At 68.1% G+C, this 14,462-nt stretch carries 14 protein-coding genes; 4 read left to right on the forward strand and 10 right to left on the reverse strand.

Annotation, left to right across the window (positions count from 1 at the left end):
• The first annotated feature begins 115 nt into the window (after positions 1–115).
• Positions 116–991 (forward strand): NUDIX hydrolase, encoded by an 876-nt coding sequence (locus RD110_RS05740; protein ID WP_076197526.1) that lies wholly within the window; start codon positions 116–118, stop codon positions 989–991.
• Positions 992–1,003: 12 nt separating this feature from the next.
• A complete protein-coding gene (gene nudC, locus RD110_RS05745) occupies positions 1,004–1,819 on the forward strand; it encodes an NAD(+) diphosphatase (protein ID WP_204250028.1) in 816 nt (271 codons plus the stop codon).
• Positions 1,820–1,827: 8 nt separating this feature from the next.
• Here the strand turns inward: nudC and RD110_RS05750 are convergent, their stop codons facing one another.
• A complete protein-coding gene (locus RD110_RS05750) occupies positions 1,828–2,196 on the reverse strand; it encodes an HPF/RaiA family ribosome-associated protein (RefSeq protein ID WP_076197528.1) in 369 nt (122 codons plus the stop codon).
• A 175-nt stretch (positions 2,197–2,371) separates the two neighbouring features.
• Positions 2,372–3,334 (reverse strand): ribosome biogenesis GTPase YlqF, encoded by a 963-nt coding sequence (gene ylqF, locus RD110_RS05755; RefSeq protein WP_076197530.1) that lies wholly within the window; start codon positions 3,332–3,334, stop codon positions 2,372–2,374.
• A 242-nt stretch (positions 3,335–3,576) separates the two neighbouring features.
• Here ylqF and RD110_RS05760 point away from each other — a divergent pair, with 242 nt between their 5' ends.
• On the forward strand, positions 3,577–5,601 hold the full coding sequence (locus RD110_RS05760) for an EAL domain-containing protein (protein ID WP_076197532.1): 2,025 nt from the start codon (positions 3,577–3,579) through the stop codon (positions 5,599–5,601).
• 2 nt (positions 5,602–5,603) lie between these two features.
• Here the strand turns inward: RD110_RS05760 and RD110_RS05765 are convergent, their stop codons facing one another.
• From RD110_RS05765 to RD110_RS28320, 3 genes are all read right to left on the reverse strand, one after another.
• The gene (locus tag RD110_RS05765; protein ID WP_076197534.1) at positions 5,604–6,155 is read right to left on the reverse strand and encodes a hypothetical protein; all 552 of its coding nucleotides are present in this window, start codon (positions 6,153–6,155) and stop codon (positions 5,604–5,606) included.
• A 130-nt stretch (positions 6,156–6,285) separates the two neighbouring features.
• Complete coding sequence (locus RD110_RS05770) at positions 6,286–7,308, reverse strand: Bug family tripartite tricarboxylate transporter substrate binding protein (RefSeq protein ID WP_076197536.1); 1,023 nt, start codon at positions 7,306–7,308, stop codon at positions 6,286–6,288.
• 57 nt (positions 7,309–7,365) lie between these two features.
• Complete coding sequence (locus RD110_RS28320) at positions 7,366–7,509, reverse strand: hypothetical protein (RefSeq protein ID WP_204250029.1); 144 nt, start codon at positions 7,507–7,509, stop codon at positions 7,366–7,368.
• Between the two features lie 160 nt (positions 7,510–7,669).
• Between RD110_RS28320 and RD110_RS05775 the strand changes: the two genes are divergently transcribed.
• A complete protein-coding gene (locus RD110_RS05775) occupies positions 7,670–8,104 on the forward strand; it encodes a DoxX family protein (protein ID WP_076197538.1) in 435 nt (144 codons plus the stop codon).
• On the opposite strand, the gene RD110_RS05780 is transcribed toward RD110_RS05775, so the two are convergent.
• From RD110_RS05780 to RD110_RS05800, 5 genes are all read right to left on the reverse strand, one after another.
• On the reverse strand, positions 8,101–8,661 hold the full coding sequence (locus tag RD110_RS05780) for a cytochrome b (protein ID WP_076197540.1): 561 nt from the start codon (positions 8,659–8,661) through the stop codon (positions 8,101–8,103). The two genes, RD110_RS05775 and RD110_RS05780, sit on opposite strands and share 4 nt — an antisense overlap.
• Before the next feature lie 72 nt (positions 8,662–8,733).
• On the reverse strand, positions 8,734–9,669 hold the full coding sequence (locus RD110_RS05785) for a M23 family metallopeptidase (protein ID WP_083686636.1): 936 nt from the start codon (positions 9,667–9,669) through the stop codon (positions 8,734–8,736).
• Positions 9,670–9,734: 65 nt separating this feature from the next.
• Positions 9,735–11,762 (reverse strand): spermidine synthase, encoded by a 2,028-nt coding sequence (locus RD110_RS05790; protein WP_076204451.1) that lies wholly within the window; start codon positions 11,760–11,762, stop codon positions 9,735–9,737.
• Positions 11,763–11,828: 66 nt separating this feature from the next.
• A complete protein-coding gene (locus tag RD110_RS05795) occupies positions 11,829–12,443 on the reverse strand; it encodes a DUF938 domain-containing protein (protein ID WP_076197542.1) in 615 nt (204 codons plus the stop codon).
• A 33-nt stretch (positions 12,444–12,476) separates the two neighbouring features.
• Complete coding sequence (locus tag RD110_RS05800) at positions 12,477–14,447, reverse strand: gamma-glutamyltransferase family protein (RefSeq protein ID WP_076197544.1); 1,971 nt, start codon at positions 14,445–14,447, stop codon at positions 12,477–12,479.
• Positions 14,448–14,462: the final 15 nt, after the last annotated feature.

A 14,462-nucleotide genomic window follows, 5' to 3' on the forward strand; every position in this document is an offset into this window, starting at 1 on the left:
GGGGCGGATACTGCAGGAACGGCGGCCTTGGGTTAGGCCTCGGGTTCGGCACACGCAACGCCCGTGACTCTGATAGCCTTGCAGGAGGTCGATCCCTCCCCAACCCGCAAAGCCCATGGAACTCAACTACAGCGTCGTCCACACCCCCCCGCGCGCGGCTGCCAGCGTCGTGCTGCTGCGCGATGGCCCGCTCGGGCTGGAAGTGTTCCTGGTGCAGCGCCACGGCGCGTCCGAAGTGCTCGGCGGCGCGTATGTGTTCCCTGGCGGCAAGCTGGATGCGGAAGATGCCGAGCCCGAACTGCTGGCCGCGCTCGACCGGCCGCTCGATCGACTGCACGCGGCCATGGGTGAACCCGACATCGACGCCGCCACCGCCGCGGCCCTGCACGTGGCGGCGCTGCGGGAAGTGTTCGAGGAGTCCGGCGTGTTGTTCGCGCGCCCGGGCACGCTGGCCGAAGTCGGCAACGCGGCGGCCCTGCTGCGCGAAGGCACGCCGTTCAATGCCGCGCTGGTGCAGCTCGGCCTGCGGCTGCAGACGGCGGCCGTGCTGCCCTGGTCGCGCTGGGTCACGCCGACCTCGCCCTCCGTGATGAACAAACGCTTCGACACGCGCTTCTTCGTGGCTGCCGTGCCGGAGGGCCAGGCGGCGGTGCACGACAACCACGAGGCGGTGCACAGCCTCTGGCTGCCGCCGCGTGTGGCGCTCGAACAATACTGGGACGGTGCGATCGACCTCGCGCCGCCGCAGATCATGAGCCTGGCGCATCTGGCGCGCCACGCCACGTTGGAGACCGTGTTCGCCGAGGCGCGCGCACGGCGCCCACCCGTGATCCAGCCCGAGCCCTTCGACGACGAGGGCGTCCGCACGATCTGCTACCCGGGCGATCCGCGCCACAGCATCGCGGCGCGCGCCTTGCCCGGGCCGACCCGCCTGCGTTACCGCAACAAACGTTTCGAGCCGGTCGAAGGCTTCGAGGCCCTGTTCAACTGAAGTGCCGACACCATGCTCAAGACCCCGCCTTCTTTCGTGCCCCTGCTCACGGCACCCGATCTGGCCGAACATCCCGCGCCGCTGAATTTCGTCTTTCGTGGCGATGAACTGCTGGTGCGGCAGGATGCAGCGGAACTGCCAGCCGCGTTCGAGCCGGTGCCCGATGCCTTCCTGCCCGTGGGTGTGCTCGAAGGGCGTTATGCCCGTGCCACGTGGCTGGCGCGCGAGGCCGTCGCGCCAGAGGGGTTCGAATTCCGCAAGCTGCGTTCGCTTTTCGGCGTGATGGACGAGGGCTTGGTGGCGGTGGCCGGACGCGCCTACCAGATCGCCGAGTGGGCGCGTACCCACCGTTTCTGCGGCGCCTGCGCCACCCCGACCGAGAGGGTGGCCGGGGAACGCTGTGCGCGTTGCCCGGCCTGCGGCATGGTGGCCTATCCGCGCATTTCGCCGGCCATGATGGTGCTGATCAAGAAAGGCGAGGCCGTGCTGCTGGCGCGCCACCTGCATCATCCGGCGCAGTTCTTCACCGCGCTCGCCGGTTTCGTCGAAGCCGGTGAGTCGATCGAGGAAACCGTGCACCGCGAGGTGTACGAGGAAGTCGGCCTCAGGGTGCGCGACGTGGCTTATTTCGGCAGCCAGCCCTGGCCTTTTCCGCATTCACTGATGCTGGCCTTCACGGCGGAATACGAGAGCGGCGAGATCCGCGTGGATGAAAACGAGATTGCCGAAGCCGGCTGGTTCGGCCCCGGCGATGTGATGCCCAAATATCCGCCGCGCGGGTTTTCGATCGCCGGGGAGTTGATCCACGCGCACCTGCCGCGCGGCTGAGGCCGGGATCAGAGGCCGGGTTCGGCTTCCAGCGTGCCATCCTTGCGGATCGAGCCGTGGTCGCGGTGGTCCTTCAAGCGGCCCAGCGTGCTGTCCAGCAGCCGCTTGAGTTTGCCGCTGGCGCCGCGGAAGGCTTCGTCCTGCGTGGCGCCATGGTGCGTCACGGCGACGGGTTGGTGGTGCGTGAGACGGGCTTCCATGGCGCAGCGTTTGTCGCTGCCGCCGGCCTTGTCGCCGTTCTCGTCGCTGAGATGGACCTCGACGCGGGTCAGTTCACCCTTGAAATGGCTCAGGGTTTCGGTCAGCTCGGCCTGTGCCCAGCGTTCCAGTGTTTCCTTGTTTTCGATCCCATTGCCGGTGTTGACTTGGATTTGCATAGGTCTCCTTTCGGTGAATGAACCGCCTGCGCTGGTCAAAGGCGCGCGATGGCGGCACGGAGACACAGTGTGCGCCCGAACGCCCGCGGCGGGGCGTAGGACAGGTGCGGAAACCGCGCGCCGCGTATGTCAATGCAAGGTCAATGGAAGAGGCAACCGCTTGTAACCGGCATGGTCATTCCGGATCGGCTGAGTCTGCCGGATTGGGCGCGGCGGGCGCACCGCGCTGCTTGCGGCGGTCCTTCTTCGCCTGGCGTTGGGCGTCGGCCAGTTGCCCGGCGGCCAGCCACTGGGCGAATTCCTCCGGCGTTTCCAGCGTGATGCGGCCCAGCGTGCCGGCGCGGAATTCGTAAATCACGATCTCCGCCGCCTTCTGCAGGTTCACCCGGCCGCCGCCGAGCAGCGTGCCGCGTTTGCGGCCGATCTCGGTAAGCAGCGCCTCTTCGTCCTGGCCCTCGAAGACCTCGGCCGCACCGAGCCGGTAGCGCGCCTGCAGCAGCCCGAAATAGCTGCGCCGCAGCACGGCCAGCAGTTCCTGCGCCACTTCCTCTTCCTCATACGCGTTGCGGCCCACGGCGCCGCTGGCGGCCAGGTGGTAGCCGCTTTGCGGCACGATGATGCGCGGCCACAGCATGCCTGGGGTGTCGTAGAGGTAGAAGTCGTCGGCGATGGTGATGCGCTGCTCGAGCCGCGTGATGCCGGCCTCGTCCCCGGTCTTGGCCGCGCGTTTGCCCTTGAGCGTGTTGATCAGCGTGGACTTGCCCACGTTGGGAATGCCGCAGACCAGCACGCGCATCGGCTTGGCCATGCCGCCGCGGTTCGGCGCGAGCCCGTGGCAGGCCTGCACCAGGCGTTGCGCGGGCGCGGGCTCGCTCGCGTCCAGCGCGATCGCCTGCGTGCCGGGCAGCGCGTTGTAGTGGGCCATCCACAACGCGGTGCGTGCCGGGTCCGCCAGGTCCTGCTTGTTGAGCACCTTGAGCGCGGGTTTGCCCAGCGTGAGCTCGGCCAGCATCGGGTTGGCGCTGGAGCCGGGCAGGCGGGCGTCGAGCAGTTCGATCACCACGTCGATTTCCTTGACGCGGTCGATGACGGCTTTCTTGGTCACGTGCATGTGACCGGGGAACCATTGGATGGCCATGGATGGAGTCGGTTGATCTGGTCAGCGATTGTCGCGGAGCGCGCGGCCCGTGCGCGCCCGAGGACCGGATCAATTTTTAACAACCAGGTTGGACTGTATGCATGTAAAAATATGAATTAGGATTCAATACAAATCATCTCGATGGGCGCTGCGGTTGTACATGGCCCAGCTGGGCCTTTCGCCGGCGGCGCAATCGGCTCGGCGGTAGCGCGGCGTCACCATTGAAACAGGGGAGACGGTCCATGTGGCAACAGATATTCGGGAATCTGGGGGAGGGCTGGGGCCGGCAGGGCGGCGGCATTCCCGCGCTGCTGCTGCACACGGCGGCGGTCGCTGGCTGGCTGCCGACGCTGCTTTGGTGGGTCCAGAAAACCCCTAGGTCCCGCCTGCACGCAGAACGGTACGTGCAGGCCGGCTACGGCCTCGCATTCGGGCTGTGCGCCGTGTTGTTCATTGCACTGGCCACCCAGACACCGGACCTGCTGACTTCGCGCTGGCCGTTGTGTGTGAGCGGCGATCTGGTGTTCCTGGCCGGCCTGCTTGGCGGCTGGCTGGGTGGCGGCATCGGCCTCTCGGGCGTGGCGCTGGCGGGTCTGCTGTTCGGTGAATTCGGCGGTGCGGGACTGTGGGCCTCCAGCGTCATGGCCTTCGCAGGCGCCTCGATGCACCGGTGGCTCGAGCGGCGGCCGGCTCGGCATTTGGGCCATCGCACGCTCCTGGCCGTCTGGCTGGCGGCGCTGCTGGCCGGGCTCTGTGCGGCGGTGTGGCCGGCCTGGATGGACCGGATGTCGGTCAGTCGCTTGTCGGCCGATCCTTTTTTCCTGCGCTTGGCCTATGCACCACTGTCCTTCGTCGTGCTCGGCGGCGTCCTGCTGCTGCGCCGGCACGAAGCGCGTGAGCAGGCACAGGCCGGCACCGAGCCCTTGACCGGACTGCCCAACCGCCGCGCGCTGCACGCCTGCCTGGACGGCCTGCTGGCGCAGGCGCCCGATGCCCCCAATACGCTGATCACGCTCGAGATCGACAACCTGGGCGACATGGTGCGCTTGCACGGCCACGCCTGGCCCGACGACTTCTGGCGACAGTTCGTCCCGATGCTGTGCACCCACCGGTTGGCCGCGCCGCTGATGCCCTACCAACCCGCGGCCTTCATGTTCAGCGACCTGGTGCTGGCCATCGTGCTCAAGGGCGTGTCGATCGAGACGGTGCAACGCAGCGGGCTGGCCGAAGCGTTTTTCAACGACCTGGCCGAGCACCTGCGCAGCACCCGGCCCGGCCTCGTTGCGCCCCGGCTGCGCATGGGCGTTGCGATGGCGAGCCTGCCCGCCGCGGGAGGGCCGCGCGGGGAGTTCGAAGGCGGCTCGGGTCCTGCGGTGTCCATCCTGCGCGACCTCCATCTCGCGCTGCAGGGCGACTCGCGTTCGCTGCGGTATTTCTACCGTTCGTTCGCCGAAAAGGCCGAACTCGACGAGCAGCTGCGCGAGATGCTGATCGGCTGGATCGGCGCCGGCCGCGCGCCGTTGCACTTCCAGCCCAAGTGCCAGCTGCATACGGGCGAGATCATCGGTGCCGAAGCCCTGCTGCGCGCGCTGGACGTGCGGGGTGGCGAGGTGGCGCCGGCGCACATGCTCGAGGTGGCTGCGCGCAACCACCTGCTGGTCGAATTCGAATGGTGCACCATCGAGACCGTGGTGCAGGCCATCGACCGCTGCCTGCGCGCCGGCCGGCCGACGCCGTTGGCGGTGAACGTGTCGGCCGCGTCCATCGCCGTGCCGGGTTTCGGGCAGCGGCTGCTGGCGCTGCTGCGCGAGCGTGGCACGCCGTGCCGGATGCTGGCGGTGGAAATCACCGAGAACAGCCCGGTGCCCGACATCGACACCGTGGCCGACAGCCTGCTGGCGCTGCATGCGGCCGGCGTGCGACTGTCGCTCGACGACTTCGGCACGGGTTATTCGGCCCTGTCGATGCTCGCCAGGTTTCCGTTCAACGAAGTCAAGATCGACCATGCCATGGTGGCGCGGCTCGAGCAGCCGCGCATGCGTGCGGCGGTCTCACTGGCGTATGAAAGTGCCCGCCGCTACAGCGCGACGCTGGTGGCCGAAGGGGTGGAAACCCGGCAGCAGCTCGACACCTTGCTCGAACTCGGCGTGACCCGGGGCCAGGGCTATTTCTTCGCGCCGGCCATGCCGATCGAAGACCTGCTCGCTTCGGAGCGTTTCATGCCCTTCGACCTGACGCAGCCCGACCGCGCCCAGGCGCTGGCCTGAGGCTAAGCCGCGCGTCGGGCGCGGGCGCGGGCGAACGCCGTGCGCCGCCGCACCGCGGGCCTGGCCGCGGTTTCATCGGCGATCTTCTGCACCCATTCGCCGGAGGTGGCCTCGATGTGGTTGGCCAGGACGTTGGCAGCCGCGGCGGCGGGGGCGACCACCCGGGCCAGTTTGTCGAGCGCGCCGACGCCGATCTTTTCATCGAAACGCGCGGCATTCGCGGCGGCATGGTGCACGCCCTGCTGCGCCAATTCGATCACCTTGTCGACCACCGCCTCGGCACCGGCGGTGCTGAGGTCCAGGCTGCGGTGGTAGACGCTGCCGGCCAAGTCATGGGCCAGCTTGGCGTTGCGGCGGGCCTCGGCGCTCAGCCGGTCATGCGATTGGCCCAGGGCCGCGGACCAGCGCTGTTCGAGGAAATCGGCCATGCGCTCGCCACCGATGCGATAGGCCTGCACCAGGTTCTTCACCGTCACCCCGTAGGCGGTGATCAGCTCGGCGGTGAGGGCGGACACGTCCGGGGTGTCGGACTTGGCGTGGCTTGTGGTGCGCATGGGGGCTCCAGACGAAAACGATGTCCGATTTTCGGCGTTCGCGTTAGTTGCCGCGCCCTAATCGCTTGTTACAGTGCCAGCCCTTGCAGGGCCTGCGTGGGCCGCTTCGGAATGCATAGCGGCAGCAAACTCAGGCGCCTTCGGGCTTGATCTGCGCGCGTGCGATCACGGGTTTCCAGCGGGCCTGCTCGGACTTGATGAAGGCGTCGAATTCGGCGGCGGTGTTGCCCACCGCGAGCGCCGTGTCCTGCGACAGCTTGTCTTTCACCACCGTGCTGCGGCTGGCCTTGATCGCCTCGGCCTCGAGCCGCGCGACGTGGTCCTTGGACCATTTGCTCGGCGCGAGCAGGCCGTACCACTGCGTCATCTCGAAACCCTTGTAGCCCTGTTCAGCCACGGTCGGCACATCCGGCAACTGCGGCAGCCGCGCGGTGGTGCCGGTGGCGATGCAGCGCAGCTTGCCGGCCTTGATGAACTGGAGCAGCGCGGGTGCGCCGACCGATGCGGCCTGCAGGCGGCCCGACAGCAGGTCGGTCAGCATCGGGCCGGTGCCGCGGTAGGGCACGTGCACGACGAAGGTGTCGGTCACCATCTTCAGGTATTCGAAGGCCAGGTGGCCGGCGCTGCCGTTGCCCGCCGAGCCGTAGTTCATCTGGCCCGGCTTGCTCTTGGCATAGGCCACGAATTCCTTGAGGTTCTTCACCGGCAAGTCGGGGTGCACCACATACAGGCTCGGCACCTTGGAGACCAGGGTGATCGGCGCGAAGTCGCGCTCGGCGTCGTACGGCACCTTGGCAAAGATGTAGGGATTCACCGCCAGCGTGCCGATGTGGCCGAGGATGATGGTGTGCTCGTCGGTGGAGTTGGCCACCTCCTGCATGGCGATGTTGCCGGCCGCGCCGGGCTTGTTGTCCACGAACACGTTCTGGCCGATGGTCTTGGCCATTTCACCGGCCACCGCACGCGCCACGATCTCGGAACTGCCGCCCGGCGCGAACGGCACGACCAGGCGGATCGGCTTGCTCGGCCAAGCCGGCTGCGCGCGGCCGACCAGCGGCAGGCCGGCCAGCGTCGCAGCGGATGCCAAGCCGGCACCGCGCGCGAGCAGCCCGCGGCGCGAAAAAGAGGAAGTGGGATCGAAGGAATCGGGCATGGCTTGTCTCCGGAATCTAGGGCTGCGCGTGCGGCGCCCCGCATCGCCGCTACGGGTCTATTTGTTCTTCAGCTTGCCGCGTGGCATCACCGCCGTGACCGGCGGCTTGGGCCGGTCGGACAGCGCCGCATCCTTGGGTGGCGAAGTGTCCTTCTTGGGCTTCTTCGTCATCTTGTTGTTGTACTGCTCGCCTTTGGCCATAACACCTCCTGGACAGGTCTCGGGATGGGACCGGAAGCCCAGATGTTAAGGCACAACCTGGCAGTGGCGACGTGCGGACTGGCGGTGTAGGCGTCCCGGCCGTCCCGCCTTCGGCGCCTTGGCTGGCGTCGCGGGCAGAGCGCGGGCCTACCATGCGGCGATGCGTTTCTCTCAGACCCCGCTTCGCCCAGGACTCAGCCACACGCGCATCGCGGGCATCGCCTTCGTCTTCCTGTGGTTCTTCATCGGCGGCCTGGCCCATTTCGCACTGACCGGGCTGGAGATGCGCATCGTGCCACCCTACATCCCCTGGCCACGCGCCGCCGTGCTGGTCAGCGGCGTGTTCGAACTGCTGGGTGCCGCCGGCCTGTTGTGGCGTCCCACGCGCCGCGCGGCGGGCTGGGGCCTGTTCCTGTTGACGCTGGCCGTCACGCCGGCGCACTTCTACATGCTCCAGCAGCCGGAACTGTTTCCTTCGGTGCCGTACTGGGCGCTGGTGCTGCGGCTGCCAGTGCAGGTGGGTCTGCTGTGGCTGATCGTGTGGAGCACCACCGGCGAATGGTCGGACGATGCAGGCCGACGGTTCCGGCGCTAGTCCGTCATGCGCGGCAACACGTCGTGGTGGCGGCTGCGCCGGTGCCACAGCGCCATGAAGATGTGCCCGGCCACGATGGCCAGCAGGACCCAGCCGAGCTCGCCGTGCAGCAGGCTGCCGAGCTGCGTCATCCATTCGATCTTGTCGTCGGGCCGGGCCTGCATCAGATGCACGCCGAACGGCGCGAATTCGCGTCCGGAACCGTATTGGCGCAGCAGGCCGATGGCGGGCACGGCGATCATCAGCGCGTACAGCGCCAGGTGCCCCAGGTGCGCGGCCAGGTTCACGTGCGGTGGGCGCTGGCGTGCATGCAGCAGGGCCCAGGCCGCGCGCAGCACCACCAGGCCCATGAGCAGCGCGCCGGTGGGTTTGTGCGCTGGCCAGAGCCAGGCGTCCAGCGCGGTCTTCTCCGCAAAATAGTGCACCAGCGCGGCGGAGAACACCACCGCGAAACACAGGGCCATGCCCCAGTGGAAGCAGCGGCTCACCGTGCCGTAGCGTGCCGGCGAATCGGGGACAGGCCAGGTGGCCGAAGGACGGGTCGTCGTGGTGTTCATCGCGGATTCCAGGGTTGCGCCAGGTGTAAACCCTTATGGAACCGCAGCGCCCCGCAAAAGTTCAATCGCCCGTCAAGCGTCGATGAACAGCGCGGGGTCCACCATCGTGCGGTTGAGCATCACCCCCCAGTGCAGGTGCGGCCCGGTGACGCGGCCGGTGGCGCCGACGGCGCAGAAGCGTTCGCCGGTGTTCACCTCGTCGCCGGTCTTCACGTCGATCGCGCTCAGGTGGCAATACATGGTGAGGAAGCCGCCGCCGTGGTCGAGCCAGACGGTGTTGCCGTTGAAGAAATAGTCGCCGGTGTCGATCACGCGGCCGGCGATCGGCGCCCGCACCGGCGTGCCGGTGGCCGCGGCGATGTCCATGCCGCTGTGCGGATTGCGCGCCTGGCCGTTGAACACGCGGCGCAGGCCGAACGAGCTCGATCGGCGACCCGGCACGGGCACCTGCAGGTGCAGGTCGGCCTCTGTGCCGCGCTCGGTGAAGGTGGCCATCACGGCCGTCAGGTGCACCCGCTCACGCTCGTAGCGGGCTTCGTCCTCGGGCGACAGGTCCACGGTGCGCGGGGCCACGGTGAGGCGCTGCTCGCGGTAGCTTTTCGAGGCGACCTGGTAGCCGATGGCCTGCGGTGCGTCACCGTCGATGGTCACGGTGATGCTGGCCGCGCCCGGTGCCGCTGCCAGGGGAATGCCGACCAAAGCCGTCCATTCGATCGCGTCGCCGACCACCAGCAGCGGCACGTCACCCGTAAAGGCCAGGGGCCGCGCGGCGGCCGGGCCGAGGGACAGCCGCGCCACGCCGCCGGGCACGGCGAGTTTGTGCGGCCAGACGACGGGTGCCGGGACTTTGCCGGCCTGGCTTGTTGCCCCCCAGGCAGAGGGCAACGTCAGCAGGCCCAGCAGGCCGAGCGAAGCCGTGCGCCGCCCCAAGCGTTCGCACTGAGCTTGTCGAAGTGCCTGCGCACCCGATCCAAGGGCATCGACCGGCTCAGCCCGAACGGATGTCATGATGGCTTTGAGTTCTGAATCTCTCATCGGTGAATCGGCATTGGTCATCGGTTCATGGAAAAGTGTCATTTCAACACCCCGAACAGGTTGTTGAAATCATCGGTCCACAGGCGCAGGCCCGGGATGGGCGGGATGGCGCTCGCAGCGGTCTTGATCAACGGCTGTTGAAGCCGCTCGGCGCTGCGGCTCACCAGCACCCAGTCAGTGCGGCGCAGGTCGCTGGCTTCGGCCTCGTCGTGGATGAAGGCCAGGTGCAGGCCTTGCGCCTGGGCGATCTTCTCGACCACGGGCGCCATCGCCAGGAAGCGGTTGGTCACGTGGAAGGCGACGATGCCGTCGGGCTGCATGTGCCGCAGGTAGACCTGCATGGCCTCGCTGGTGATCAGGTGGATCGGCACGGAGTCGCCAGAGAACGCATCCACCGCCAGCACGTCGAAGCGCTGCGGCGGCTCGCGTTCCAGCGCCAGGCGCGCATCGCCGAGCACCCGCTCGATCCGCGCGGCGCTGTCCTGGAGGAAGCTGAATTCGGTGTCGGCGAAGGCGAACACCTGCGGGTTGATTTCGTAGACACGGTACACGTCGCCAGCCCGGCCGTACGTGGCCAGCGTGCCCGCGCCCAGGCCGATCAGGCCCACGCGGCGCGGGCTTTCGGAGGCCGACCGCAAGGCCCGGCCGATGCCCGCGGTGTGGCCGTAGTAGGCAGTGGGTTCGCGGCGGCGCTCGGCGGCCAGGTACTGCTCGCCGTGTTTCACCGAGCCGTGGTAGAGCTGGCGCCGGTCGTGGCCGGGCTGGTCCTTGTCGACGCTGTCGATGGTGCTCAGCGTGCCGTAGAAGTTGCGCGCCATCTGCCGTGTGCCTTCCTGCTCGCCGCGGATCTGCTGCCACAGGAACCAGCCGCAGGCCACGGCCACCAGCAGGCAGGCCGCGGCCCGTGCGGGCTGCCGGCGGAAGATGATCCAGCCGAGCAGGGCCACGAGCACCAGGCCGATGCCGAGCTCGTAATACGCCGGCAGCACGTGCGGCGCCGCCAGGCCGACGGTGACGCCGCCGACGGCGCCGCCGAGCGACAGCATCAGGTAGAAGCGGGTGAGGTAGCGCGGGCCGGGCCGCGTCGAGGCCATCTCGCCGTGCAGGAACATGCACAGCACGAACAGGCCGGCCACGTACAGCGGCACGCCGGTCTTCACGTCGTAGCCGATGCTGTCCTGCAGGCCGTAGGCGCACAGCAGCAGCGCTGCGGCGGTGGCCGGCAGCATCACGCCGCGCCGGTACCAGCGGTCGCTCTCGAAAGTGAGCACGAAGGAAAACAGGTAGACCGACAGCGGAAGCACCCAGAGGAAGGGGATGGCCGCCACGTTCTGCGTGATGTGGTTGGTGATGGCCAGCAGCAGCCAGGAGCCGAGTGCTGGCAGCGCCAGCCACACGCCGTAGGTGCCCCAGCCCGGGGCCGCGTCCTTCGCGTCGCCGCCCGGTCGTGGCGCAGCGTGCACCACTGGTGCCAGCCTTGCGGCATGGATGCTCGCGGTGATGCACATCAGCACGAAGGCCGCATAGGCCCAGGACCAGCCGAGGGCCTGTTCGCGCAGGGCCGAATAGGGCTCGATGAGCACCGGGTACGCGAGCAGCGACACCAGCGAGGCCAGGTTCGACAGCGAGAAATAGCGGTACACCTGCGCGCCCCAGGGCGTGCGCGCCAGCCATGACTGCACCAGCGGCCCGGTGGTGGACAGCAGGAAGTACGGCAGGCCGATGGTGCCGATCAAGAGTCCGAGGATGCGCAAGGAAGGGTCTTCCGCGCCCGTGGGCTTCCAGTGCGCGGCCGTGATGATCGGCAGGAAGGCCAGGCTGGCGGCCAGCAGCGTGGCGTGGATGATGGCCTGCATGCGCGCCGGGCGACGTGTGAGCCAGTCCGAGTAGGCATAGCCGGCCAGCAGCACCACCTGGAAGAACACCATGCAGACCGACCACACGGCCGCCGAGCCGCCGAACCACGGCAGGATCTGCTTGGCGATCAGCGGCTGCACCAGGAACAGCAGGAACGCGCTGCTGAAAATCGTGCCGGCGAACAAGCTCTTCAAAAGCGCAGGGGGCATGGGCTTAAGGTCGAGTGGGTGGAGCAGCATACCGCGTGCCGGGCATGCCAATTCATCGGTCGATGATCAGGCGATGCCGGCGCCGCGTTCCCATACCAGCAGCAGGTTGTTGGCGGGCATGGCGTGGCGCGCGGCCAGGCGCAGCCCGGCCCGCGCTGCCACCTCGGCCACGTCTTCGCGGTGACGGATGCCCCAGGCCGGATGGCGCACGCGCAGGCTCAGGTCGAACGCCAGGTTGCCCTCCGAGGTGGGCACGCCGTGTTCGAGATAGGGCCCGTAGATCACGAGCCGGCCACCCGGCGCCAGATGGCGCGCACTGCCGCGCATCAGCGCCACGCAGCAGTCCCACGGCGCGATGTGCAGCATGTTGGCGCAGTAGATGAGGTCGAACGCCGCATCGTCCAGCGGCCATGGCGCGAGCACGTCGAGCCGCACCGGCCGGCGCACATTGGCCAGGCCATGCCGCGCCACCAGCGTCTCGATGTCGCCGAGCGCCGAGGCCGCCATGTCGCTCGGCTGCCACTGCCATTGCGGCAGCGCCGCGGCAAACCAGGCCACGTGCTGGCCGGTGCCGGAGGCGATCTCCAGGGCCTGGCCGCGTTCCGGAATGGTCTGACGCAGCACATCGAGGATGGGCTGCTTGTTGCGGTCGGCGGCGGCGTTGAGGGCAGGGGAGAGCATGACGGTCTGGATACAGCCCGGTCCAAGTCCCGTTCAGGGCGTGAAGGCATCGCCCAGCACCAGGCCTTCGCGGCGTGGATCGGTACCGCCCTGCCAGACCGCGCTCCCGTTGACCGTGGCGCGCATGATGGTGTTCACACCACTGGCCTGGGCCGCGGTGGAAACCGTGTGGCCGAGGCTGCGCAGGCCGGTGATCAGCGGGTCGTTGTTGCCGTTGTTGGTGATGTTGACGTTCGGATGTTCGCCGCCGACGGTGGTGGTCGGGCCGTTGCTCGCGCCGAAGTCGACCAGGCCGGACGACTGCTGCGCGTTCAGGCCCCAGTCGAGCGAGCCGACCAGGGTCTTCACCACGTACTGGATGATGGTGCCGCCGCCTGGGGAACCGGTGGCCATGACGAAGTCACCCTTGCCGCCGACGACGTTGATCTTGAACACCAGCGTTGGCGCCATCGAACTGCGCGGCCGTTTGCCCGGTGCGAGGCGGTTGGCCACCAGCGCGCCGCTGGCATCGGTGGGCGAGGCCGAGAAGTCGGTGAGCTGGTTGTTCAGCAGGAAGCCGTTGGTCATGTGGAACGAACCCATGCTCGACTCGACGGTGGTGGTCGCGGTCAGCACGTCGCCGAAGGCATCGACGATGGTGAAATGGTTGGTGCCGTGCTCGATGGTGGTGTCCACGCCCAGCGGAATCGCGCCGAGGTCGCCGGCCGTGGCCGTGCCCATGCTGGCGGTGAGCTTGATCAGCGAGGCGCGGCTCTTCAGATAGGGCTTGTTGAGCATGGTGTCCCAGGTGCCGCCGGGCAGGGGCACATAGTCAGTGTCGGCCACGTATTTGTCGCGGTCTGCATAGGCCAGGCGTTCGGCCTCGGAGATCAGATGCACGCCGAGCACCGTGGGCTTGCCGCCTTCGCCGTCGATGGCGGTCGGTGCGTATTGGGCCAGGTTGAAGTTCTCCAGCACGCCCATGGCCGAGGCCACGGCGATGCCGCCGGAGGTGGGAGGCGGCATGCCGCAGATCCAGTAGGTGGCGCGGTACGTGGTGCACACCGGCTCGCGCCGCTTGACCTGGTAGGCGGCGAGGTCGGCCAGCGTGGTCTTGCCGGGCGTGATGGCGGAGCCATCGGTGGCGGTGGTGGCGCCGATCTTGGCCACGATGTCGGCCGCGATCTGGCCGCTGTACATCACGCCGGCGCCGTTGGCCGCCATGTTGGTCAGCGTTTGGGCATAGGCCGGGTTCTTGAGCACCGTGCCCAGGGCTTTCGGCGTGCCGTCGGCATTGAAGAAATAGGCCGTGGCTTCGGGGTCGCGCTTGAGGCTGGTCGCGTTCGACGAAATGGCGGCGGCCAGGCGTCCACCGATCTGGAAGCCGTTGGTCGACAGGTTGATGGCATCGCCGAACAGGTCTTTCCAGGCCGTCAGGCCATGGTCCTTGTGCACCGCTTCGAGCAGGCGCGGAATGCCGATGGTGCCGATGGAGCGGCCGCTTGCACGGGCGCTCGGCATCGGCGTGGTCTTGTTGGTGTTGTCGTCGATGTAGCGCAGGTAGTTGGCGGTGGCCGCGGCCGGTGCCGATTCGCGGCCATCGTAGGATTGCACGGTGCCGGACGCCTTGTTGTAGTAAAGCATGAAGCCACCCGAGCCCAGCCCGGTGGCCTCGGGCACGGTCAGCCCGAGCACGGCTTGCACGGCCACGGCCGCATCGGCGGCGGAGCCACCCTTCTTGAGCACGCTGCAGCCGGCCACGCTGGCCAGCGCGTTGGAACTGGTGACCATGATGTTGCGGGAGTAGACCGGCTTCAGGCCGGTACGGTAGCCGGAGGCGGCTTCGGGCAATGCCGGGTCACCAGCCACGCCGGAGCCGACCGTGACCGAGCCGCCGCTGGTGGACAGGACCTGGCAGGCATCGCTGGCGATCGGGACGTCGTCACTGCCGCCGCCACAGGCGGTGACAAGCGTCGTGGCGATCACGGTGGTCGCTATCGCATGGAACTTGAAATTCTTTCGCATCGGCTGTTTCCAGGT

Source organism: Rhodoferax koreense, from assembly GCF_001955695.1.
GTDB lineage: Bacteria > Pseudomonadota > Gammaproteobacteria > Burkholderiales > Burkholderiaceae_C > Rhodoferax_B > Rhodoferax_B koreensis.